Source organism: Rhodococcus sp. (in: high G+C Gram-positive bacteria), assembly GCF_049299235.1.
GTDB lineage: Bacteria > Actinomycetota > Actinomycetes > Mycobacteriales > Mycobacteriaceae > Rhodococcus.
In genome coordinates this window covers 21,491-43,314 of record NZ_JBAQXC010000308.1, presented here as the reverse complement: position 1 = coordinate 43,314, position 21,824 = coordinate 21,491, and the positions used below count along the sequence as shown (strand labels likewise).

Annotated in this window: 21 protein-coding genes and 1 pseudogene; 15 read left to right on the top strand and 7 right to left on the bottom strand. The window is 67.3% G+C overall.

The window, feature by feature from the left end:
• Positions 1-788 (top strand): ComEC/Rec2 family competence protein (locus tag WAX14_RS18855; RefSeq protein ID WP_422629573.1); only part of this gene is annotated, 788 nt, incomplete at its 5' end.
• Entirely contained in the window at positions 785-1,747 is a 963-nt protein-coding gene (gene holA / locus WAX14_RS18850) for a DNA polymerase III subunit delta (protein ID WP_422629572.1), read from the top strand. The genes WAX14_RS18855 and holA, both read left to right, overlap by 4 nt.
• 87 nt (positions 1,748-1,834) lie before the next feature.
• On the opposite strand, the gene rpsT is transcribed toward holA, so the two are convergent.
• On the bottom strand, positions 1,835-2,095 hold the full coding sequence (gene rpsT, locus WAX14_RS18845; protein WP_422629571.1) for a 30S ribosomal protein S20: 261 nt from the start codon (positions 2,093-2,095) through the stop codon (positions 1,835-1,837).
• 316 nt (positions 2,096-2,411) lie between these two features.
• Between rpsT and WAX14_RS18840 the strand changes: the two genes are divergently transcribed.
• The 4 genes and pseudogenes from WAX14_RS18840 to WAX14_RS18825 all read left to right on the top strand — a co-directional run bounded on the left by WAX14_RS18840 (position 2,412) and on the right by WAX14_RS18825 (position 6,605).
• A complete protein-coding gene (locus tag WAX14_RS18840; protein ID WP_422629576.1) occupies positions 2,412-3,935 on the top strand; it encodes a circularly permuted type 2 ATP-grasp protein in 1,524 nt (507 codons plus the stop codon).
• The gene (locus tag WAX14_RS18835) at positions 3,935-4,909 is read left to right on the top strand and encodes an alpha-E domain-containing protein (RefSeq protein WP_422629575.1); all 975 of its coding nucleotides are present in this window, start codon (positions 3,935-3,937) and stop codon (positions 4,907-4,909) included. Before WAX14_RS18840 ends, WAX14_RS18835 begins: the two co-directional genes overlap by 1 nt.
• Before the next feature lie 8 nt (positions 4,910-4,917).
• Positions 4,918-5,748 carry a transglutaminase family protein gene (locus tag WAX14_RS18830; protein ID WP_422629574.1) on the top strand — a complete coding sequence of 277 codons (831 nt, stop codon included), beginning with the start codon at positions 4,918-4,920 and terminating at the stop codon, positions 5,746-5,748.
• Positions 5,749-5,820: 72 nt separating this feature from the next.
• A pseudogene (locus tag WAX14_RS18825) lies at positions 5,821-6,605 on the top strand (aquaporin).
• Between the two features lie 53 nt (positions 6,606-6,658).
• On the opposite strand, the gene WAX14_RS18820 reads toward WAX14_RS18825, so the two are convergent.
• Positions 6,659-7,231 (bottom strand): type II toxin-antitoxin system PemK/MazF family toxin, encoded by a 573-nt coding sequence (locus WAX14_RS18820; RefSeq protein WP_422629570.1) that lies wholly within the window; start codon positions 7,229-7,231, stop codon positions 6,659-6,661.
• A 136-nt stretch (positions 7,232-7,367) separates the two neighbouring features.
• Between WAX14_RS18820 and lepA the strand changes: the two genes are divergently transcribed.
• From lepA to WAX14_RS18805, 3 genes are read left to right on the top strand one after another with little or no spacing between them, the layout of a single operon-like run.
• Positions 7,368-9,278 (top strand): translation elongation factor 4, encoded by a 1,911-nt coding sequence (lepA, locus tag WAX14_RS18815; RefSeq protein WP_422629569.1) that lies wholly within the window; start codon positions 7,368-7,370, stop codon positions 9,276-9,278.
• Positions 9,279-9,303: 25 nt separating this feature from the next.
• Complete coding sequence (locus tag WAX14_RS18810; RefSeq protein ID WP_422629568.1) at positions 9,304-10,236, top strand: NAD(P)H-dependent flavin oxidoreductase; 933 nt, start codon at positions 9,304-9,306, stop codon at positions 10,234-10,236.
• Between the two features lie 60 nt (positions 10,237-10,296).
• On the top strand, positions 10,297-11,271 hold the full coding sequence (locus WAX14_RS18805) for an ABC transporter substrate-binding protein (protein WP_422629567.1): 975 nt from the start codon (positions 10,297-10,299) through the stop codon (positions 11,269-11,271).
• 15 nt (positions 11,272-11,286) lie between these two features.
• On the opposite strand, the gene WAX14_RS18800 is transcribed toward WAX14_RS18805, so the two are convergent.
• The gene (locus tag WAX14_RS18800) at positions 11,287-13,254 is read right to left on the bottom strand and encodes a glycoside hydrolase family 15 protein (RefSeq protein ID WP_422629566.1); all 1,968 of its coding nucleotides are present in this window, start codon (positions 13,252-13,254) and stop codon (positions 11,287-11,289) included.
• A 116-nt stretch (positions 13,255-13,370) separates the two neighbouring features.
• Here WAX14_RS18800 and WAX14_RS18795 point away from each other — a divergent pair, with 116 nt between their 5' ends.
• The 6 genes from WAX14_RS18795 to WAX14_RS18770 all read left to right on the top strand — a co-directional run bounded on the left by WAX14_RS18795 (position 13,371) and on the right by WAX14_RS18770 (position 17,743).
• Positions 13,371-13,613: a hypothetical protein gene (locus tag WAX14_RS18795; protein ID WP_422629565.1), complete on the top strand. Its 243-nt coding sequence runs from the start codon at positions 13,371-13,373 to the stop codon at positions 13,611-13,613.
• A gap of 124 nt (positions 13,614-13,737) precedes the next feature.
• Positions 13,738-13,830, top strand: coding sequence for an Ms4533A family Cys-rich leader peptide (locus WAX14_RS18790; protein ID WP_422629564.1), 93 nt, complete (start codon positions 13,738-13,740; stop codon positions 13,828-13,830).
• Between the two features lie 179 nt (positions 13,831-14,009).
• Positions 14,010-15,041, top strand: coding sequence for a sulfate ABC transporter substrate-binding protein (locus WAX14_RS18785; protein WP_422629563.1), 1,032 nt, complete (start codon positions 14,010-14,012; stop codon positions 15,039-15,041).
• Between the two features lie 10 nt (positions 15,042-15,051).
• Positions 15,052-15,927, top strand: a complete 876-nt coding sequence (gene cysT, locus WAX14_RS18780) for a sulfate ABC transporter permease subunit CysT (RefSeq protein ID WP_422629562.1) — start codon at positions 15,052-15,054, stop codon at positions 15,925-15,927.
• The gene (gene cysW, locus WAX14_RS18775) at positions 15,924-16,733 is read left to right on the top strand and encodes a sulfate ABC transporter permease subunit CysW (RefSeq protein ID WP_422629561.1); all 810 of its coding nucleotides are present in this window, start codon (positions 15,924-15,926) and stop codon (positions 16,731-16,733) included. The genes cysT and cysW overlap by 4 nt, the downstream gene beginning before the upstream one ends.
• Positions 16,730-17,743: a sulfate/molybdate ABC transporter ATP-binding protein gene (locus WAX14_RS18770; RefSeq protein WP_422629560.1), complete on the top strand. Its 1,014-nt coding sequence runs from the start codon at positions 16,730-16,732 to the stop codon at positions 17,741-17,743. Before cysW ends, WAX14_RS18770 begins: the two co-directional genes overlap by 4 nt.
• A gap of 40 nt (positions 17,744-17,783) precedes the next feature.
• Here WAX14_RS18770 and WAX14_RS18765 read toward each other — a convergent pair whose 3' ends face one another.
• From WAX14_RS18765 to WAX14_RS18750, 4 genes are all read right to left on the bottom strand, one after another.
• Complete coding sequence (locus WAX14_RS18765; RefSeq protein WP_422629559.1) at positions 17,784-18,641, bottom strand: universal stress protein; 858 nt, start codon at positions 18,639-18,641, stop codon at positions 17,784-17,786.
• A gap of 124 nt (positions 18,642-18,765) precedes the next feature.
• Positions 18,766-19,656, bottom strand: a complete 891-nt coding sequence (ppk2, locus tag WAX14_RS18760; RefSeq protein WP_422629558.1) for a polyphosphate kinase 2 — start codon at positions 19,654-19,656, stop codon at positions 18,766-18,768.
• Positions 19,657-19,772: 116 nt separating this feature from the next.
• Positions 19,773-20,525 (bottom strand): sirohydrochlorin chelatase, encoded by a 753-nt coding sequence (locus WAX14_RS18755; protein WP_422629557.1) that lies wholly within the window; start codon positions 20,523-20,525, stop codon positions 19,773-19,775.
• Positions 20,522-21,823, bottom strand: a complete 1,302-nt coding sequence (locus WAX14_RS18750) for a sulfate adenylyltransferase subunit 1 (RefSeq protein ID WP_422629556.1) — start codon at positions 21,821-21,823, stop codon at positions 20,522-20,524. The genes WAX14_RS18755 and WAX14_RS18750 overlap by 4 nt, the downstream gene beginning before the upstream one ends.
• Between the last annotated feature and the right edge of the window lies 1 nt (position 21,824).

The window sequence follows — 21,824 nt, the reverse complement described above, 5'->3', positions numbered from 1 at the left end:
GGCGGCCGGGCTGGCCGGGGGCCGGGTGGATGATCGTCGCATGCGATGTGGGGCAGGGCGACAGTTTCGTGCTGTCGGCCGGTGGCGGGGACGCGGTCGTCGTGGACACCGGGCCGGACCCCGTCGCGGTCGACCGGTGCCTGCGGCGACTGCGGGTCACCCGCATTCCGTTGCTGATGATCACCCACCTCCATGCCGATCACGTCGGCGGCCTCGACGGTGTGCTCGCGGACCGGTCGGTGGGAGTCGTGGTGACCGGCCCGGGCGCGACTACCCGTCCCGGCGGCGCCGACCTCATCGAGACCGCGCGACGGTTCGAAGTGCCGACGCGGGAAACGAACCCGGGGGAGGTGTTCACCGTCGGGACGCTCACCGTCCGGGTGCTCGGTGTGGGACCGGGCGGTGGTGAGGAGAACGATCGGTCACTCGTGGCGCGGGCGGAAACCCCGATCGGGTCGGTGCTGTTGACCGGTGATGCCGAAGCGGAGTCGCAGGAGGCGCTGCTGCGATCGGGGGTCGATGTGCGCGCCGATGTGCTCAAGGTTCCGCATCACGGTTCACGGACATCGTCGTCGCGGTTCCTCGCGGCGGTGCGGCCACGAGTCGCGTTGGTGGGGGCCGGGCGCGACAATCCGTTCGGGCACCCGCATCCGGAGATCGTGTCGACGCTGCGCGAATCGGGCTCGCTGGTGCTGAGTACCGACGAACTGGGTGACATCGCGGTGGTGCGGGCAGGGTCCGGGGCGCTTGCCGTCGTGTCCGACCAGCGTGGCACGATCGGTTCGTGAGCGCGACGCAACTGCATCTGGTCCTCGGCGAGGAAGAACTGCTCGTCGAACGCGCAGTCGCAGGCATCGTCGCCGAGGTGCGTGACGGCAGTGGCTCCGGCGCCCAATTGCCGGTGTCCCGGCTGAGGGCAGGAGATGCCAGTGCCCCCGAACTCGCGGAGCTGCTGAGTCCGTCTCTGTTCGCCGAAGAGCGTGTGGTGGTGCTCGAAGCCGCCGCCGAGGCAGGCAAGGACGCGGTCTCGTTGATCCTCGACACTGCGGCCGCGCCCCCCGACGGGGTCACTCTGGTGATCCTGCACACCGGTGGCGGTCGTGCGAAGGCGATGGTCGTGGCGTTGCAGAAGTGCGGCGCCCAGACCCACGAATGCGCGAGGGTCACCAAGGCGAGCGAACGCGTCGACTTCGTGCGCGCCGAGTTTCGTGCCGCAGGCGTCCGAGTGGCGCCGGACGTTGTCCAGATGATGCTCGACGCGGTGGGATCGGATCTGCGGGAACTTGCCGCCGCATGCAGTCAGTTGTGCGCGGACACCGGCGGCAAGGTCGACGTGCGCGCGGTGAACCGCTACTACTCGGGCAAAGCCGAGGTCACCGGGTTCGAAGTGGCGGAGAAGGCGGTCGCGGGAGATGCCGCGGGGGCACTGGAGGCGTTGCGCTGGGCGATGCACCGGGGGATCGCGCATGTGCTGCTCGCCGATGCGCTGGCCGACGCGGTGCACACCATCGCGCGCGTCGGGTCCGCCGGGCGTGGCGACCCGTTCACGATGGCGTCGGATCTGGGGATGCCGCCGTGGAAGGTGAAGAAGGCGCAAGCGCAGGCCCGCGGCTGGAATCCGGATTCGGTCGCGACCGGGCTGGCGATCGTGGCCGCACTCAACGGTGAGGTCAAGGGTGTCGCCGCCGACGCCGACTATGCCGTGGAGCGGGCGGTCCGGCGGATTGCCGCGCTGGCCGGGCACTGATCAATCGCCCTCCCGGCCGGAAACAACGACGAAAGACCGCCCTCACACGGAGGGCGGTCTTGTCGGAGCCAGAGCTTGCGTTCTACCTCAGATCTGGTTGGCAACCTTTGCCAGCGCCGACTTCTTGTTGGCTGCCTGGTTGCGGTGGATGACACCGGCGCTGGCAGCCTTGTCGAGCTTGCGGCTGGTGGCGACGAGGAGCTCGGTGGCCTTGTCCTTGTCGCCGGCGGCCGCGGCCTCGCGGAACGAGCGGACGGCCGTGCGCAGCGAGGACTTGACCGACTGGTTGCGGAGTCGGTTGCGCTCGTTGGTGCGGATCCGCTTCACCTGGGACTTGATGTTGGCCACGCGTAAAATCCTGTCGTTTTGCTGGGTAGCTGGTCGGAAAGCTCTGGGTGCGCCAATGCGCACCGACGTATGACGATACCAGCGGGCCGTCGCAAAGCCAAAAGCGGTCACGGCGGATCCGCCGCATTTCGTGCCGGTGACAAGTTCGTTTCCGATACTGCACCGGCACTTCCGGTGTACGACGATTCCGGTCATGAGCCGCCGAAACCACTCCCTCGACGCTGCCGGTCGACCCCGACCACGGTGCTCGTCGACGACCGCAGACGTCTTCGACGGATACCCGGACGCGACCGCGACGGCGACGGCCTACGACGAGATGTTCGATGTGGACGGCCGTGTCCGCGCGCCGTACCGCCGACTGGCGGCGATCTTCGAATCGAAGGGGCCGGACGACCTCGCGACCCGCACCGAGGCGCTCGGCCGGGCGTTCACCGATCAGGGCGTCACATTCTCCCTGTCCGGGGAGGAGCGTCCGTTTCCGCTCGACCTCGTCCCGCGGGTGATCGCCGCCGCCGAGTGGTCGCGGCTCGAGCGCGGCGTCGCGCAGCGGGTCCGGGCGCTCGAGTTGTTCCTGCACGACGTGTACGGCGAGCAGCACATCCTCCGTGACCGGGTCCTGCCCAAGCGGCTGGTGACCTCGAGTGACCATTTCCACCGGGAAGCGGCAGGAATCGTCCCGCCGAACGGGGTGCGCATCCACGTCGCGGGAATCGACCTGATCCGCGACGAGACCGGCACCTTCCGCGTGCTGGAGGACAACCTGCGATCGCCGTCGGGCGTGTCGTACGTGATGGAGAACCGGCGCGCGATGGCGCGGGTCGCCCCCGACCTGTTCCACGAACACCGGGTGCGGCCGGTCGGCGAGTACGCGCTGCGCCTGCTGCACGCACTGCGGGCCGCCGCGGCTCCGAACGCCGCCGACCCGACGGTGGTGGTGCTCACCCCGGGCGTCGCGAACTCCGCGTATTTCGAGCATTCCCTGCTGGCCAGGCAGATGGGTGTCGAACTCGTCGAGGGCCGGGACCTGTTCTGCCGCGACAACATCGTCTACATGCGCACCACCGAAGGGGAGCGACAGGTCGACGTCGTCTACCGCCGGATCGACGACGACTTCCTCGACCCGATGCAGTTCCGGCCCGACTCCGTGCTCGGTGTCGCCGGCATCGTCAACGCGGCCCGCGCAGGCAACGTCGTCATCTCCAGTGCCGTCGGCAACGGCATCGGCGACGACAAACTGGTCTACACCTATGTGCCGGACATCATCGGCTACTACCTCGGTGAGAAGCCGCTGCTTCCCAATGTCGACACCCTGCGGTGCTGGCTGGCCGAGGAATGCGAGGAAGTCCTCGACCGCATCGACGAACTGGTGATCAAACCGGTCGAAGGTTCGGGCGGATACGGGATCGTCTTCGGACCCGACGCGACCGCCGCCGAACTGAAGAACACGGCCCGCAAGATCCGCGCCGACCCGCGTAGCTGGATCGCGCAGCCCGTCGTGCAACTGTCGACGGTTCCGACCCGCGCCGGTGACGTCCTCGCACCCCGCCACGTCGACCTGCGGCCGTTCGCGGTCAACGACGGCGATGGCGTGTGGGTGCTGCCGGGCGGACTGACCAGGGTCGCGCTGCCGGAAGGGTCGCTGGTCGTCAACTCCAGTCAGGGCGGCGGCAGCAAGGACACGTGGGTGCTCGCCGCACGCAGTTCCCGGGAAGAGCGCGAGCTCGGCGGTGACCGGGTCGTCGCGGAACCGCGGCACGTCGGATCCGTCGATCGGGGACCGGAACTGACTGACATCCAGCAACAGCAACAGCAACAGCAGCAGAACGGGAGCGAACGATGATGCTTGCCCGCAACGCGGAATCGTTGTTCTGGATCGGACGCTACGTGGAACGCGCCGACGACACGGCTCGGATCATGGACGTCGCGGTCCATCAACTGCTCGAGGATTCGACGGTCGATCCCGACGAGACCTGCCGCCGCCTGCTCCGGGTACTCGGATTCGCCGAACCTGCCGGGGCGCTGGACGTGCCGACGGTCGTCGACCTCGTCGCGTTCGGCCGCGACGGCACCACGTCGATCGCGGCGACGATCGCAGGCGCGCGGGAGAACGCGCGCGGCGCCCGCGAGGTCACCTCGACGGAAATGTGGCAGTGCCTCAACACGACCTACCACGGCCTGGCCGAACGCGAACGCGCGTCCAAACGCCTCGGTCCGCACGAGTTCTTCCGGTACATCGAGGAACGCGCCGCGATGTTCGCGGGCCTCGCCGACAGCACGCTGTGCCGCGACGACGGCTACCGGTTTCTGCTGCTGGGCAGGTCCATCGAACGCGTCGACATGACGGTACGACTGCTGTTGTCGCGGGCCGGGGACAGGCCCACCTCGCCGACCTGGGCGACGGTGCTGCGGTCGGCGGGCGGCCACGATACCTATCTGCGCACCTATCGGGGTGCGCTCGACGCCGGTCGCGTCGTCGAGTTCATGCTGCTCGACCGCCTGTTCCCTCGGTCGGTGTTCAGCGCGATCCGCGAGTCCGAACGGTGTCTCACCGAACTCGACGACTCGCCGGAAAACCGGCTCGGATCCGGCAACGAAGCACAGCGACTGCTCGGCCGCGCCCGCAGTGAACTGGAGTTCCTGGAACCGGGAGTGCTCGTGGAGGAACTCGCCGAACGGTTGCTGACCCTGCAGGACATGTGCCGTCGAGTCGGTGACGCGATCGCACGTCAGTTCTTCTACTCCACTCCCTGGGTGGCGTGGATCGACGCGAGAGCTGTCGAACTCGATCGTGTGCCGGTGGAAGGAGAACTGTGAGCTGGCGGATGCGGGTGGTGCACACCACGGGATACGGCTACGACGGGCCGGTCACGTCGTCGTTCAACGAGGCTCGTCTCACACCCAGGTCGGACGGCAGGCAGACGGTCGTCCTGTCGCGCGTCGACACGATCCCCGCGACGCGGGCCTACCGGTACACCGACTACTGGGGCAGTGTCGTCACCGCGTTCGACCTGCATGCCCCGCACACGGCTCTCGACGTCACCGGCCTGTCCGTTGTGGAAACGGAGACGTCGGGTCCGCCCGATGTGGTCGCCGGATGGGACGAACTGCGCTCCGAACCCATCCGCGACCGTTTCGACGAACTGCTGGTGCCGACGATGTACGTGCCGTCGGACCAGGACCTCGCACACGTTGCCGCGTCGCTGGCGCGCGGACTCGACCCGGTCTCCGCCGTGCTTGCCGCCGCGCGGTGGGTGCACGCGGAGATGAACTATGTGCCGGGGTCGACAGGGGTGCACACGTCGGCGGTGGACGCGTACACGGACCGCCGGGGCGTGTGTCAGGACTACGCGCATCTCGCCTTGTTGTTGTTGCGGTCCATGGGAATTCCCGCGCGCTACGTGTCGGGATATCTGCATCCGAAGGCCGATGCCGAGATCGGCGTGACCGCATTGGGGGAGTCCCACGCGTGGGTCGAGGTGTGGACCGGAGCGTGGTGGGGTTACGACCCGACGAACCTGACGTTCGTGGGGAATCAGCATGTGACGGTCGGGGTGGGCCGCGACTACACGGACGTCCCGCCCCTCAAAGGCATCTACACCGGTGGCGGCGCAACCGCACACGAAGTTGTTGTCGAGGTCACGCGGCTTGCGTAGTGTTCCGGGCGCAGGTGCAACGCCGTAATCACCGGACCGGCCCTGTGGGGCCGTGAATCTCGAGGCGGTCGTATGACATACGAACACGAAACTGCACAGGAATACACCGAGAAGGAAGAGTTCTCGGACATCAAGAAGTACGCGCGGCGGAAGCGATCGGCACGTTCGCGCTGGTGTTCTCCGCCGTCGGCACCGCGGTCTTCGCCGGCGCGAAGGTCGGCAACCTCGGTGTCGCGCTCGCATTCGGTCTCACCTTGCTGTTCCTCGTCTACACAATCGGCCCGATCTCCGGGTGCCACGTCAATCCCGCGGTGACCGTCGGCCAGTTGATCGTCGGCCACGTCACCGCCGGCCGCGCCGTCGGTTACTGGATCGCGCAGGTGCTCGGCGGTGTGCTCGCCGGTGCGGTGATCTACACGGTCGCCCAGTCCCTGCCCTCCTACGACCGGACGATCGACGGTCTCGGCGCCAACGGCTGGGGTGCACACAGCGCGTCGGCCATCGAGGGGCCACTCGGCGGCGTCCTCGAGAACGGATACGGGCTCGGCGCCACGATCCTCATCGAGGTGCTGCTCACCGCGCTGCTGGTGTTCGTGGTGCTCTCGGCGACCGATCAGACGTCGGACGTGCTCATGGCCGGTGTCGCGATCGGGTTCACCCTCGCGGTGATCCACCTGATCGCGATCCCGATCGACAACACCTCCGTCAATCCGGCCCGCAGCATCGCGGTCGCGCCCTATCAGGTCGGGGCGCTCGGCCAGCTGTGGGTGTTCATCGTGTTCCCGCTGGTCGGCGGTGCGTTGGGTGCGGTGGCCTACCGGCTCCTGTTCGGCCGCGACGATCGGTTGCGCTCGTAAGGTCCGGTTGCGCTCGACAGTCACTGCCGGCCGAAGTCACTGCCAGCCTGAAGTCACTGCCAGCCGAAGTCGGCGCGCAGGCGCTCCGCGACCCGGTCGAACCGGGCCTTGTCGAGGATCGCGCCTTCGCGTCGGATGCCGTCTTCCGGAACGTCGAGGACCCGGTCGAGTCGAACCCAGCTCGGCCGGTTCTCGGCGTCCCACGAGCCGCGGCCCAACCCCAGCCAGTCGCGGCGACCGTCGCGGTCGCTGTTCGACGACAGCATCAGCCCGAGCAGGGTCGCGCCGGTGCGTCCGACGACCAGCACCGGCCGATCCTTGCCCTGCCTCGCGTCTTCCTCGTAGGCGACCCACGTCCAGACGATCTCGCCGGGATCGGCGCGGCCGTCGAGGTCGGGCGCGTAGTCGATGCGCCGGGCCCGGTGCGCGGTCGGTGCGCTGTGTGAGGACACCGGACGGCCGGGTACAGGGGACGGTGTGGGCCGGTCGGTGGAGGTGGCGCCGCCGAGCGCGGTGAGGGCCTTGTCCACGACGCCGGATCGTTGCAGTTGCTCGAACAGGCGCGGACCCTGCTCGACCGCCAGCTTGCCCAGTTGTCTTCCGAATTTCTTCCACGTGCCAGCCACGGTCGCCGAGCTTAGCGGCGCCGAGCGCGCGACGAACCGCGTGCCTGTTCCGGCTGCCCGGTGACCCTGGATGTGCTTTCGGGCCGGTATCCGGGGGATGATGGGGGAGAGCGGGTCGCGGCGATGCGATCCCGAGATGGGACAACGACGGGACCGATCGCGCGGACCCGGTCGATGCCGGTGTGTGAGTGAGACGAGGGAACAGGGCTTGAGCAGCAACTTTGCGGAAAAGACGTTCACGGATCCGACGAAGATTCGGAACTTCTGCATCATCGCGCACATCGACCACGGCAAGTCCACTCTCGCCGACCGGATGTTGCAGCTCACCGGTGTCGTCGAGGAACGCGCGATGCGCGCGCAGTACCTCGACCGGATGGACATCGAGCGGGAGCGCGGCATCACCATCAAGGCGCAGAACGTGCGGCTGCCGTGGAAGGTCGGTGACGAAGAATTCGTCATGCACCTGATCGACACACCCGGTCACGTCGACTTCACCTACGAGGTGTCCCGCGCGCTCGAGGCATGCGAGGGTGCGGTGCTGCTCGTCGACGCGGCACAGGGCATCGAGGCGCAGACCCTCGCGAACCTGTATCTGGCGCTCGACAAGGACCTGACGATCATTCCGGTCCTCAACAAGATCGACTTGCCCGCCGCGGACCCCGATCGTTATGCCGCGGAGATCGCCAACATCATCGGCTGCGAACCGGACGATGTGCTCCGGGTGTCCGGCAAGACCGGTGTGGGGGTGACCGAACTGCTCGACGAAGTGATCCGTCTGATTCCGCCTCCGGTCGGCGACCCGGATGCCCCGGCCCGCGCGATGATCTTCGACTCGGTGTACGACACGTACCGGGGTGTGGTCACCTACGTCCGTGTCGTCGACGGCAAGATCATGCCGCGCGAGAAGATCAAGATGATGTCGACCGGCGCGACCCACGAGTTGCTCGAGGTCGGCATCGTCTCGCCGGAACCGAAGGCGACAACCGGGCTCGGTGTCGGTGAGGTGGGCTACCTCATCACGGGTGTGAAGGATGTGCGTCAGTCGAAGGTCGGCGACACCGTGACCGCGGCGCGCGGCGGTGCAACCGAACCGCTCACCGGCTACCGTGAGCCGCGGCCGATGGTCTACTCGGGTCTGTACCCGGTGGACGGCTCCGATTACCCGGACCTGCGCGACGCTCTCGACAAGCTGCAGCTCAACGATGCCGCGCTGACCTACGAGCCGGAAACCTCGGTGGCGCTGGGGTTCGGGTTCCGCTGCGGCTTCCTCGGGCTGTTGCACATGGAGATCACCCGGGAACGTCTCGAACGTGAATTCGGCCTCGATCTGATCTCCACGGCACCGAACGTCGTGTACCGGGTGGTGCTCGAAGGCGGGCAGGAGCACATCGTCACCAACCCGTCGTACTGGCCCGAAGGCAAGGCCCGCGAGATCTACGAGCCGATCGTCAAGTGCACGATCATCTCGCCGAGCGAGTTCATCGGCTCGATCATGGAACTGTGCCAGAGTCGCCGCGGCGAACTCGGTGGCATGGACTACCTGTCCGAGACCCGTGTGGAGTTGCGGTACACGCTGCCGATGGCGGAGATCATCTTCGACTTCTTCGATTCGCTGAAGTCTCGTACCCGCGGTTACGCCAGTCTCGACTACGAGGAGGCGGGCGAGCAGGAATCGGCGCTGGTCAAGGTCGACATCCTGTTGCAGGGCGAGGCCGTCGACGCGTTCAGTGCGATCGTGCACAAGGACGCCGCTGCCGCGTACGGCAACAAGATGACCACCAAGTTGCGGGAGTTGATCCCGCGTCAGCAGTTCGAGGTGCCGATCCAGGCCGCGATCGGATCGAAGATCATTGCCCGTGAGAACATCCGCGCCATCCGCAAGGACGTGCTCGCCAAGTGCTATGGCGGTGACATCAGCCGTAAGCGCAAGCTGCTCGAGAAGCAGAAGGAAGGCAAGAAGCGCATGAAGACGATCGGTCGCGTCGAGGTGCCGCAGGAGGCATTCGTGGCTGCGCTGTCGTCGGACGCGGACAAGCCCAAGAAGTAGGACCATCCGCAGGAGGAAACCCACCGTGCTCGACACCTGGCTCACCCGTGAACTCGGCATCACCGTCCCGTTGATCGGGGCGCCGATGGGTGGGCGGGCGGGTGGGGTCCTCGCCGGCGAGGTCACTCGCGCCGGTGGTCTCGGGCTGATCGGGGCGGCCCGGTACAACACCGCGGAATGGCTCGCCGACGAGGCCCGCACCGCACGCGACATCGGCGGGGGCCTGCTCGGGTTCGGGCTGATGACGTGGTCGCTGGACGACGACGACGCACTCCTCGGCGCGGTGCTGGCGCACCGGCCGCGGGTGGTGTCGCTGTCGTTCGGGGATCCCGCGCCGTACGTGCAGCGGGTGCATCAGGCCGGCGCACTGGTGATGTCGCAGATCAACACGATCGACGATCTGCGGGTCGTGGAGGCGGCGGGGGTCGACGCGGTGGTCGCGCAGGGCCATGAGGCGGGCGGGCACACCGGCCGTGTCGGGACGTTGCCGCTGCTGCAGGAGATTCTCGAGTCGACGTCGCTGCCGGTGCTGGCGGCCGGGGGTATCGCGACGGGCCGTGGGCTGGCTGCGGTGCTCGCGGCCGGAGCCGAGGGCGCTGTCGTGGGCACGGCTCTGTTGGCCAGTCCCGAGACGGTCGGGCCGGCCTATGCCAGGGACAAGCTGATTGCGGCGGGCAGTGCCGACACCGTCTACACCGACGTCTTCGACAAGGCGCGGCACCAGCCGTGGCCGCAACGCTGGGGCGGGCGCGCTCTGACGAACGACTTCACCGCGACCTGGCACGGGCGCGACGCGGACGAGCAGACCATCGCGGACGCCTATACCGGCGACGATCCCGACGTCGGGGTCGTGTATGCGGGGGAGGCCGCGGGTCTGGTGCGGGAGCAGCGGCCGGCCGGTGACGTGATCCGAGATATCGCGGCACAAGCGGAGGCCCAGCTCGCGCGGTTCCGCTAGGCCACCAATTCGCCGTCGAGTTAAGGTAGCCTTCCCTCAACTTATTGGTTGAGGGGTGTCATGAGGATCCGATGTGCACTGGTCGCCGCCGCGGCGACCGCTCTGGTCGCCGGGTGTGCGAGCGACAACAGCACCACCGAGACGGCTACCGATGCCGTCACCGTCGAGCACGTCTACGGCAGCACGACGATCGAAGGCTCACCGGAGCGCATCGTCGCGGCCTCGAGCCAATGGGTCGACGCACTGCTCGAATTCGGGGTCCAGCCCGTCGCGTACCTCAGTGCCGGGAGCATGGGCGACGAACGCGGTCTCTTCCCGTGGCAGCAGGACATCGCCGCCGACGCGGTCGCGCTCGATTCCACCGCCATGATGACCGGCGGGGATCTGCCGGTCGAGGAGATCGCCGCACTCGCGCCGGACCTGGTGCTCGGTGCGTGGACCGTGACGACGCAGACCGGATACGACACGCTGTCCGCCGTCGCACCGACCCTCCCGTTGCTGAGTGACGCCGCCGTCGACCGGTGGGACGAGCAGGTGCGCACGCTCGGCGAGATCCTCGACCGCGAAGAGGACGCAGAGAAGATCATCGCCGACCGTGAAGCCGAGATCGCCGCCGCTGCGTTGCCCGGCCTCGAGGGCCGTACCGGTGTGCTGGCGATGTACATGTTCGGCCAGGAGCAGTTCGTCGTCGTCGCCGATCCGAACGACGGCTCGGCGGTGTTGTTCGACCAACTCGGGATGTCGTTGCCGCCGTCGCTGCTCGAGGAACCCGGCGTCAACCAGGGCAGGCTGATGCTCAGTCCCGAACGAATCGACGTGCTCGCCGGTGACCTGCTGATCATGCTGCCTCAGGGCGGCACCGAAGCCGACCTGATGGCGCTGCCCGGTTTCGCCGAGTTGCCGGCAGTCACCGGTGGTGGGTTCGCCCTCGTGGACTACGCGACGGTCGCCGCGTTCAACACGCCGTCGTCGCTGTCCATCGGCTATGCCCTCGACACGATCCGGCCGCAACTCGAGGCGATCGCGGGCGCCTGACCGAGCGCCCCGCGGTCACGCCGAGTGGTGATGCGCCGGCTGGAACGCGCCGGTGTCGATCTGCTCTTCCGCCCGGATGACGTGCACCAGCGCATTGATCTGCGCGAGATGGGTGAATGCCTGCGGGAAGTTCCCCAGGTGCCGGCCGGTGTGCGGATCGATTTCCTCGGCGTAGAGCTTGAGGGGGCTGGCGAAGCCGAGCAACCGGTCGCACAAGGCGCGGGCGCGAATCACCTCACCGATCTCGACCAGCGCCGATGCCAGCCAGAACGAACAGATCGTGAAGGTGCCCTCCTCTCCGGACAGGCCGTCGTCGGTGGTGTCGACGCGATACCGCAACACCAGACCGTCCTCGGTGAGTTCGTCGGCGATGGCCAGCACGGTCGCACGAACCCGCGGATCGTCGGCAGGCAGGAATCGGAGCAGCGGAATCAGTAGAGCCGACGCGTCCAGTGACGCATGCCCGTACCGCTGGGTGAACACTCCACGTTCGTCGACACCGTGAGCGAGAACATCCGCCTTGATCTCGTCGGCCGCGTTCTGCCACTGCGTCGCGTAACTCTTCTCACCCTGCATCGAGGCGAGTTTCGCGCCACGATCGAGTGCGACCCAGCACATCACCTTGGACGAGACGAAGTGCTGGGGTTCGCCGCGAACTTCCCAGATCCCGCGGTCCGGCTCCCGCCAATGTTTCAACGCCTCTTCCACCTGGCGTTTGAGGAGCGGCCACAGCGAATCGGGTACATGCTCACGGGATTTGACGTGGAGATACACCGAATCGAGCATGGTCCCCCAGATGTCGTGCTGGGACTGGTGGTAGGCGCCGTTGCCGATCCGTACCGGCCGGGCCTCGTCGTAGCCGCACAGGTGGTGGAGTTCGGATTCCTCCAGGGTGCGTTCGCCGCCGACCCCGTACATCACCTGCAACGGCCGGGGCACGCCGTGTTCGTCCCGGCTGGCGTCGGAGATGAACGAGAAGAAGTCGTCGGCTTCCCGTTCGAGCCCGAGTGTGTACAGGCCCCACAGTGCGAACGTCGAATCGCGAACCCACGCGTAACGGTAGTCCCAATTGCGTTCACCGCCCGGAGTTTCCGGCAGCGACGTCGTCGATGCTGCCAGTAGCGCTCCGGTCGGCGCGTAGGTCAGCCCCTTCAAGGTCAGTGCGCTGCGCTGCAGGTAACCGCGCCACGGATGATCCGGGAATCGTCCCGTCGTGATCCATTCGCGCCAGAAGTCTGCTGTCCCGGCCATTTTCGCGGCGGCCTCCGCGAACGTCGTCGGAGCCGGATTGTCGGACCACGACAAGGCCACGAACACACTGTCGCCCTTGTACATCCGGGTGCGGGCACGCGCCTCGCGGCCCTCGAGCCCGAGACGCAGATCGGTTGTCAACCGCAGTTCCGGATGTGCGCCGGCGGCTTCCGCGCGGCACCGCGCCGTCGCCTCCTCGTATACGTTGCCGGTGTACTCCCACACCGCGGGTTCCCGGTTGTAGTCGAAGGCCGGTTCGCAGCTCATCTCGAATTCCACCGTGCCGCTCACACAGCGGATCGTGCGCAACAGCACGTGCTCCGCATCCCAGTCCGGCGGCGTCCGCCGATGTGTGCGCGACCGCTCGTCGACCGCGTGCCACGGACCCATCACCAGCGCATCGCGTACCACGATCCAGCCGGTCTCGGTCTGCCACGTCGTCTCGAGGATAAGCCCGCCGGGCAGGTAGCGGCGTGCCGCTGGAACGGTGTGCCCGTGCGGGCCGATCCGGAAGTGCCCGGCGCTCCGATCGAGGATCGACCCGAAGACGCTCGGCGAATCCGGTCGGGGCACGCACATCCACTCGACCGCGCCGTTGCGGGCGATCAGGCAGGTCGTTTCGCAATCCGACAGGAACGCATAGTCGTCGATGGGTGGGTACGGGCTGCGGTGCAGAACCGCAGCGGCCGGTCCGGCGGGATCGGGGGCATCGAAGTCGATCGTGGGTCCCATCGTCCCATGATCGGCCCGGCCCGATCCGGGCGCACGGGGAACGGCCGAGAATTCGGCCGGTTGGGATTCGGTCGGCGGGATTCGGCGCCGAGGAGTGCGCCGTCTAAGGTGAGTGCGTGGATCGGGTGGCATCGTGGTGGGACGGTTTCGAGCTGTGGCTCGCCGGCCTGCCGTTCGTGCCGCAGGCTGCACTGGTACTGCTCGTGATGGTGCCGCTGTGCGCAGGCGTGGCCTGGCTGCTCGACCGAGTGCTCGCAGCGGCGTTCGCAGCAGTCGGTCGCGGTGAAGCAGTCGGCCACGGTGAAGCAGTCGGCCACGGTGAACCCGCCCCATCCGAACCGACGACGGAGGAACCCTGACATGCCGCGCTCGCGCGTGACCCTGGCGCTGATCGCGCTGCTCGTACTCGTCGTCGTGGCATGGCTGTTCACCCGCTGAACGCACGGTCGGGAGCGTGCCGCGGACTCTGCTAAAGTCTGCGGCGTGTCCGTAACCTCACTGCCCCGCGTGCGCCATGAGTTGGCGTTGTTCGCGATCGGCAGCTTGACGGTTGCCGACGTCGACTGTTGTCGCTGATCGTTTTCTCCCGACCCGTGGCGTCGCCGCATCGGCTTCCGGGCAACTCGATCGATTCTCCGTGTGCCCCGACGATCCTGGCCGGATCGTGACGACGGTGTGCGCGCGGAACATCCCGAGACCGACGTCACGGGTCCTCTCCTCCGGTTTTTCCGTTTCTGTAGGAAGGCACCCGTCTCATGAAGAAGCGTTCTGCCCTTGTGTTCACGGCCCTCGCAGTAGTCACCGCGACCGCGCTGTCCGCGTGCGCCGGCGGCGCGAGCGACACCGTCGGCGGTGACGACGACGTGGCCGACGGGTCCGGCGGCACCGTCAACCTGTTCGCCTACGCGGTCCCGAAGCCCGGCTTCGATCTGCTCATCCCGGCCTTCAACGCCACCGAGGCGGGCGAGGACGTCAAGTTCCAGCCGTCCTACGGCGCTTCCGGCGACCAGTCCCGCAAGGTCAAGGACGGAGCGTCGGCGGACTTCGTCAACTTTTCCGTCGAACCCGACATCACCAGGCTCGTCGATGCCGGCCTCGTCGATCCGGACTGGAACACCGGTGCCTACAACGGCATCCCGTTCGGTTCGGTCGTGACCATCGTGGTCCGCGAGGGCAACCCGAAGGGCATCGAGGACTGGGACGATCTGCTTCAGCCCGGTCTAGAGGTGGTCACACCCAACCCGTTCAGCTCCGGATCGGCCAAGTGGAACCTGCTCGCGCCGTACGCCGCGAAGAGCGAGGGAGGTGCCAACCCGCAGGCCGGACTGGATTTCGTGAACACACTGGTGACCGAACACGTCACGATCCAGCCGAAATCCGGCCGTGACGCGACCGAGGCGTTCCTGCAGGGCTCGGGCGACGTGCTGCTCAGCTACGAGAACGAAGCCCTGTTCGTCGAACGCAACGGTGACCCCGTCGAACACGTCACCCCGCCCGTCACATTCAAGATCGAAAACCCGGCCGCGGTGCTGACCAACTCACCGAACGCGGCGAAGGCTCAGGCATTCAACGACTTCCTCTACACCGCCGAAGCACAACGACTGTGGGCACAAGCGGGCTTCCGTCCGGTGGACCCGGCCGTCGCCGAGGAATTCGCCGCCGACTTCCCACAGCCTCAGAAGCTGTGGACCATCGCCGATCTCGGCGGCTGGACCACCGTCGACGCCGACCTGTTCGCACAGGGCACCGGCTCGATCGCCGCGATCTACGACAACGCCACGAAGTAGGCACCCGCTCGTGACAACCACCGAAACACGCCGAGGGGCGGGAGCGTCGGCTCCCGCCCCGGGGGCGCGTCGCCGCAAGCCGCTGTTCGCCTTCACCGGAGCGGTCGGCCCACTGGGTATCGGCGTGGCAACCCTGTGGCTGAGCGTCATCGTGCTGCTGCCGCTCGCGGCGCTGACCACCCACGCGTTCGCCGACGGACTGTCCGGCTTCGTCGACGCCGTGACCGCGCCGGCCGCGCTCGCCACCCTCCGCGTCACCGTCGTCGTGTCGGTGATCGTCGCGCTGATCAACGCGGTGATGGGGACACTCATCGCGTGGGTGCTCGTCCGCGACGACTTTCCCGGCAAGAAGGTCGTCAACGCCCTGATCGACCTGCCGTTCGCACTGCCCACGATCGTCGCGAGCATCGTGCTGCTGTCGCTGTACGGGCCGATGAGCCCGATCGGCCTGCACCTGAACGCAACCCAGCCCGGCCTGATCGTGGCCCTGGCATTCGTGACGTTGCCGTTCGTGGTGCGCGCCGTGCAACCGGTGCTGATGGAAACCGATCGGCAGGTCGAGGAGGCCGCGGCCTCGCTCGGCGCCGACAACGTCACCATCTTCCGGTCCGTTGTCCTGCCGACGCTCGGACCGGCGATGCTCAGCGGTGCCGGGCTCGCCTTCGCCCGCGCGATCGGCGAATACGGCTCGATCGTGCTCATCGGCGGCAACATCCCGTACGAGACGCAGGTAGCGTCCCAGTACATCCAGCAGCAGATCGAGATGGACCGCCCGGTCAACGCCGCGGCGGTGTCGGTTGCGCTGCTGCTCATCGCATTCGTCGTGCTGTTCGTGCTTCGGGTCGTCGCGGGCCGCGGTCGCCGCAGAGAGGAAGACGACGCGTGAAACTCTCCTCGTTCACCCGGATCTCCTTGCGCACCGTTGCGCTCGGCTACCTGTTCGTTCTGCTGATCGTGCCCATCGGCATGATCCTGTACCGCACGTTCGAGAACGGCATCATGGCGTTCGTCGAGTCGATCAGTACCCCGGCTGCGATCTCGGCGCTCAATCTGTCGTTGCTGATCGTGGCGATCGTGGTACCCGTCAACGTCGTGTTCGGCATTGTCGTCGCGCTCGCGCTGGTGCGCGGCCGATTCCCGGGACGCGGTCTGCTTCAGTCGGTGGTGGACCTGCCGTTCGCGGTCTCGCCGATCGTCGTCGGTGTCGCCCTGATCATGTTGTGGGGTGCAGGAGGCTGGTTCGGCGGCCTCGAGTCCGTCGGTTTCAGGGTGATCTTCGGTCTGCCCGGGATGGTGATCGCCACGATCTTCGTGACGCTGCCGTTCGTGGTGCGTGAGGTCGAACCGGTCCTCCACGAGATCGGTGAGGAACAGGAACAGGCCGCCGCGACCCTCGGCGCGAACGCGTGGCAGACCTTCTGGCGGATCACGCTGCCGGCGATCCGCTGGGGCCTGACCTACGGCATCGTGCTCACCGTGGCTCGCGCCCTCGGCGAATTCGGTGCCGTCATCATGGTGTCGTCCGGGTTCCCCGGCGTGTCCCAGACATTGACGCTGCTGGTGCATGCCCGATACATCGACGACCACAACTATTTCGGCGCGTACAGCGCCGCGACCCTGCTCATGGCCATCGCGGTGCTGGTGCTGCTGCTGATGACCCTGCTCGACCGCAAGAGGAGTGCCGACACATGATCACCGTCACCGGAGCCCGCAAGAACTACGGCGATTTCGCGGCGCTCGACAACGTCGACATCGACATTCCGTCCGGTTCGCTGACCGCGCTCCTCGGCCCGTCCGGTTCCGGCAAATCGACGCTGCTGCGCTCGATTGCCGGTCTCGAAACCCTCGACGCGGGTACCGTCCACATCGCAGGCAAGGATGTCACCGATGTGACACCGCAGAAGCGCGACATCGGGTTCGTGTTCCAGCACTACGCGGCGTTCAAACACATGACGGTGCGCGAAAACGTCGCGTTCGGCCTGAAGATCCGCAAACGCCCGAAGGCGGAGATCGACAAGAAGGTCGGGGAACTGCTCGAGATCGTCGGACTCGAGGGATTCCGGCAACGCTATCCGGCACAGTTGTCCGGCGGCCAACGGCAACGCATGGCATTGGCCCGCGCGCTGGCCGTCGACCCCCAGGTGCTGCTGCTCGACGAGCCGTTCGGTGCGCTCGACGCGAAGGTCCGCGCCGACCTGCGCACCTGGCTGCGCCGGTTGCACGACGAGGTGCACGTGACCACCGTGCTCGTCACTCACGATCAGGAGGAGGCGCTCGATGTCGCGGATCGGATCGCGGTGCTCAACCGCGGCCGGATCGAACAGATCGGAACACCCGAGGATCTCTACGATCGGCCGGACAACGACTTCGTGATGTCGTTCCTCGGCACCGTGTCCAAGCTCAACGGGCAGCTCGTTCGGCCGCACGACATTCGGCTCGGTCGCACCCCCGAACTGGCGGAAGCCCGCAACGAAGGCACCGCCGAATCCCTCGGAATCACCCGCGCCACCGTCGAGCGGGTCGTGCATCTCGGATTCGAGGTACGCGTGGAACTCCGCAACGAAGCGACCGGCGAAGCGTTCACCGCACAGGTCACCCGAGGTGACGCACAGGCATTGGGCCTGTGCACCGGCGACACCGTCTACGCCCGCGCCACCCGTGCACCGGTGCTGCAGGAGAAGATCGTCGTGGCCGAAGTCTGACGCGCGGTGCCCGGCCGGTTGTTCCCCGCGTTCCGGGCGTTCAGCTGTCCCGGGCGATCAGGACCGGGCACCGCGCGTGGTGCAGCAACGACTGGCTGGTGGAGCCGAGCACCGCGGCAGTCATCGGGCTGCGGCCGTGGCTGCCGACGACGACCAGTTGCGCGCGCGAGGAATGCTCGAGCAACACTTCCTCCGGCTTGCCGCGTTCGACACTGTGACTGACCGCGACATCCGGATAGCGGCTCTGGAATCCGGCGAGACTCTCCGACACCAGCGCGGTCTGCTGTTTCACGTAGTCGTCCCACTCGATGAATCGGGAGCCCTCCCCGTAGGTCAGGGTGGACTGCTCGGTCCAACTGTGGACGGCGATCAGCGGCGCGCCGACGAACGACGCGAATTCGAAGGCCTCCGAGATTGCCTGCCTGCTGAGTTCGCTGCCGTCGGCGCCGACGACGACCGGCCGGGCGTCGACCGATTCGGGGCCCGGTTCGCCACGCCACGACACGACCGGGCACTTCGCGTGATTGGACGTGTACACCACGTCGGAGCCGCGGAACATCGACTGCATTTCGCTGGTTGTCACGTGACCGAGCACGATCATCCGGGCCGTTCCGGACGTCTCGACCAGCACCTTCTGCACAGAACCGTGGTCGACGCTGCGCTCGATCTCGATGCTGCGATCGGCTCCACCGGGGCCGTCCCGTACCGCTGTTTCGGCGGCGTCGAGCAGTGTTGTCGCGGTGCCGTCTCCGGAATGTCCGTCCGGCTGCACGTGGAGCAGGTGGAGTGGTTCGCCGAATCTCTGCGCAACGGACGCCGCCCAGCGCGCGGCCCCGAGCGCGCTGGACGATCCGTCGATGCCCGCCACGACTCCGCGTCGGATCGATGCTGTGCTCATGGTGGTGTCTCGCTCACGGTGGTGACTCCTCGGCCTCCCATCCAGTGTGAGCCAGATCGCACGATCTTGTCAGCATTCGTGTCAGGCGGACACTCGTGCCGGGCGGGCCTCGCGGATGTGTGTGTCAGTCGCCGACGGCGTCCCTGCCGCGCTGCACGATCTTCGGATCGGGATCGAAGACCACCTGCCGGTCCTTGCCGTCGTACTCGAACCGGTTCAGGAAGTGCCGCATCGCGTTGATCCGCGCACGCTTCTTGTCGTTGGACTTGATCGTCGTCCACGGCGCGTGATCGGTGTCCGTGCGGCGGAACATCTCTTCCTTCGCCTCGGTGTACCTGTCCCACTTGTCCAACGACTCGAGGTCCATGTCCGACAGCTTCCAGCGACGCACCGGATCGAGCTGGCGGATCGCGAACCGGGTGCGCTGCTCGTTCTGCGTCACCGAGAACCAGAACTTGGTCAGGGAGATCCCGGCATCGACGACGAGCTGCTCGAACAGCGGCACGTGCGTCATGAATCGTTCGTGCTCGGCGTCGGTGCAGAAGCCCATCACCCGTTCGACGCCGGCGCGGTTGTACCAGGACCGGTCGAACATGACGAGTTCCCCGGCGGTGGGGAAATGCTCGATGTACCGCTGCACATACCACTGGCCGCTCTCGCGATCGGATGGCTTGCTCAATGCGACCACCCGGGCGTGCCGGACGTTGATGTACTCCTGGAACCGTTTGATGGTGCCGCCCTTGCCCGCGGCGTCGCGGCCTTCGAACACGATGATGTGCTTGGTGCCGTTCTCGAGGGACCATGCCTGGAATTTCAGCAGTTCGATCTGTAGGAGGTACTTCTCGACCTCGTAGGTCGCCCGGTCCATCCGATGGTCGTAGGGGTAGTTTTCCCGCCACGTGTCGACGGCACGCCCGTCGATGTCGATGAGATCGGGATCTTCGCCGTGATCGTCACGCACGGAGTACCCCTCGGTGCGGAGCCGGTCGATGTAGTGGCGTAGTTCGCTCTGCACGAAATTGTTCTCCTGGTCGTCCGGCGCAACGAGTATGTCGGCATCCGTTGTAGCGGTTGCAGGTGAACCAGAATAGAACGGAAGCTCCCACCCGGTGGGTCAGGCGCTGCCGTGTGTCAGGCGCTGAGGAGTATCCGGGAGGGGGCGGCCGTGAGCGCGTCGAGACAGCGCTGTTCGACGACGCGGCCGACCGCGTCGCTCTCGGCGAGGGGCGCACCGAACCGGACGTCGGGGAATGCGGATCGTGCGGCTGCGACGACACGGTCCCACAGCAGTCCGGGGGCGAGCAGCCACGGCGCAACGACGAGGCGGCGGGCACCGGCCTCGCGAAGTTCGGTGAGCGCACCGACCACGTCCGGGGCGGACGTCGCGAAACACGCTCGCGCGTGCGTCCACGACGTGCCGTCGAGCAGTAGTGGTGCCACGGCGGCGGTCGCCGCATCGGCACCGGGCCGCCGGGAACCCACCGCGCACAATGCGATTCCGACGGACGGGTCGATGCGGGCGACCCCGGTTCCGGTCACGGCATCGCGTGCTGCCGCGACCAGTGCCCGGTCGGCACCGAGAACGTCGGCACAGATCGGTTCCAGGTGCGGATGCCTGTTCCTGGCATCGGCGAGAAGCGCGGGAAGATCCACCCGAGCATGGAATGCGCTGCCCAGCAACAGTGGAACCACGATCACGGACCGGTGCCCGTCGGCTGCCACCGCGTCGAGCGTCTGCCCCACCGAGGGCGCGTTGAGGTCGAGGAACGCCAGACGCACGTCCCATTCGGGGCGCCGCGCCCGCAGCGCCGCGAGCGCGGCAGACATGGCCCGCGCGGAGCGCGGATCACGACTGCCGTGCGCGACGGCGATCACCGGGATCATGCCGGGACGTGCTCACCGAGTTCGATCTGCGCCAGGCCGTTGCCGACCAGACCGGCAGCGAGCGTGTTTCCGCCCGCCGGATCGATGAGCAGGAAGCTGCCGGTGCGACGGTTCACGGTGTAGTCGTCGGCGGCGATCGGCTCGGCGACCCGGACCGAGATCCGGGCGATCTCGTTGAGTTCCACCGATTCCGGGGTGGGTACCGACGTCAGGTTCTGCTCGTCGAAGCGCTCCTCCAGAGTGCCGACGATAGCCTGCGTCGTGCGGGTGCCGTGCTTGAGCAGCAGTCGCGCACCGGGGCGCAGCGGCTTCTCGGCGAGCCAGCACACGGTCGCTTCGAACTCGCCGATCGGCTCGGGTGCACCGTCGGGTGCGGCGATGATGTCACCGCGGGAGACGTCGACGTCGTCGGCGAGGATCAGCGTGACCGACCGACCGGCATGTGCGACGTCGAGTTCGCCGTCCGCGGTGTCGATGCGCTCGACCGTGGTGCGGATACCGGAGGGCAGGACCACGACCTCGTCGCCGGGTCGCACCGAACCGGACGCGATCTGGCCCGCATAGCCGCGGTAGTCCGGGAACTCCGCCGTGCGGGGGCGGATCACGTACTGCACCGCGAGACGCAGACCGGACTCGTGGCGACCGTGCACATCGGCATCGACCGGGACGGACTCGAGATGCTCGATGAGGGTCGGGCCGTCGTAGTACGGGGTGTTCTCCGAGCGGGTCGCGACGTTGTCGCCGTTCAGCGCGGAAACCGGAATTTCCTGCACATCCTCGGCGGCCCAGCCCAGCGACGACGTCAACTCGCCGAACTCGGCGGAGATCCGCGCGAACACCGCGGCCGGGTCCTCGACAAGGTCGATCTTGTTGACGGCGAGCACCAGCTTCGGCACGCCGAGCAGCGCGAGCACCGCGGCGTGCTTGCGGGTCTGCGAGATGACACCCTTGCGGGCATCGACGAGCAGCACCACGAGTTGCGCGGTGGATGCACCGGAGACGGTGTTGCGGGTGTATTGGACGTGGCCGGGGGTATCGGCGAGCACGAAGCTGCGCTTCGGGGTCGCGAAGTACCGGTAGGCGACGTCGATGGTGATGCCCTGTTCGCGTTCGGCCCGCAGGCCGTCGACGAGCAGGGACAGGTCGGGAGCATCGAGACCCTTGTCGACCGATGCGCGGGTCACGGCGTCGATCTGGTCGACCAGAACGGATTTGGTGTCGTACAGCAGGCGACCCACCAGGGTGGACTTGCCGTCGTCGACGCTGCCCGCAGTTGCGAGGCGCAGCAGGTCACTCATG

Coding starts and splice junctions, on each gene's coding strand:
- WAX14_RS18805 (WP_422629567.1), top strand. CDS start 10,297: ATGAGGATCCGATGTGCACTGGTCGCCGCCGCGGCGACCGCTCTGGTC.
- WAX14_RS18765 (WP_422629559.1), bottom strand. CDS start 18,641: ATGAGCACAGCATCGATCCGACGCGGAGTCGTGGCGGGCATCGACGGA.
- WAX14_RS18785 (WP_422629563.1), top strand. CDS start 14,010: ATGAAGAAGCGTTCTGCCCTTGTGTTCACGGCCCTCGCAGTAGTCACC.
- WAX14_RS18840 (WP_422629576.1), top strand. CDS start 2,412: ATGTTCGATGTGGACGGCCGTGTCCGCGCGCCGTACCGCCGACTGGCG.
- WAX14_RS18755 (WP_422629557.1), bottom strand. CDS start 20,525: ATGATCCCGGTGATCGCCGTCGCGCACGGCAGTCGTGATCCGCGCTCC.
- lepA (WP_422629569.1), top strand. CDS start 7,368: ATGGGACAACGACGGGACCGATCGCGCGGACCCGGTCGATGCCGGTGT.
- WAX14_RS18750 (WP_422629556.1), bottom strand. CDS start 21,823: ATGAGTGACCTGCTGCGCCTCGCAACTGCGGGCAGCGTCGACGACGGC.
- WAX14_RS18770 (WP_422629560.1), top strand. CDS start 16,730: ATGATCACCGTCACCGGAGCCCGCAAGAACTACGGCGATTTCGCGGCG.
- WAX14_RS18835 (WP_422629575.1), top strand. CDS start 3,935: ATGCTTGCCCGCAACGCGGAATCGTTGTTCTGGATCGGACGCTACGTG.
- WAX14_RS18800 (WP_422629566.1), bottom strand. CDS start 13,254: ATGGGACCCACGATCGACTTCGATGCCCCCGATCCCGCCGGACCGGCC.
- WAX14_RS18830 (WP_422629574.1), top strand. CDS start 4,918: ATGCGGGTGGTGCACACCACGGGATACGGCTACGACGGGCCGGTCACG.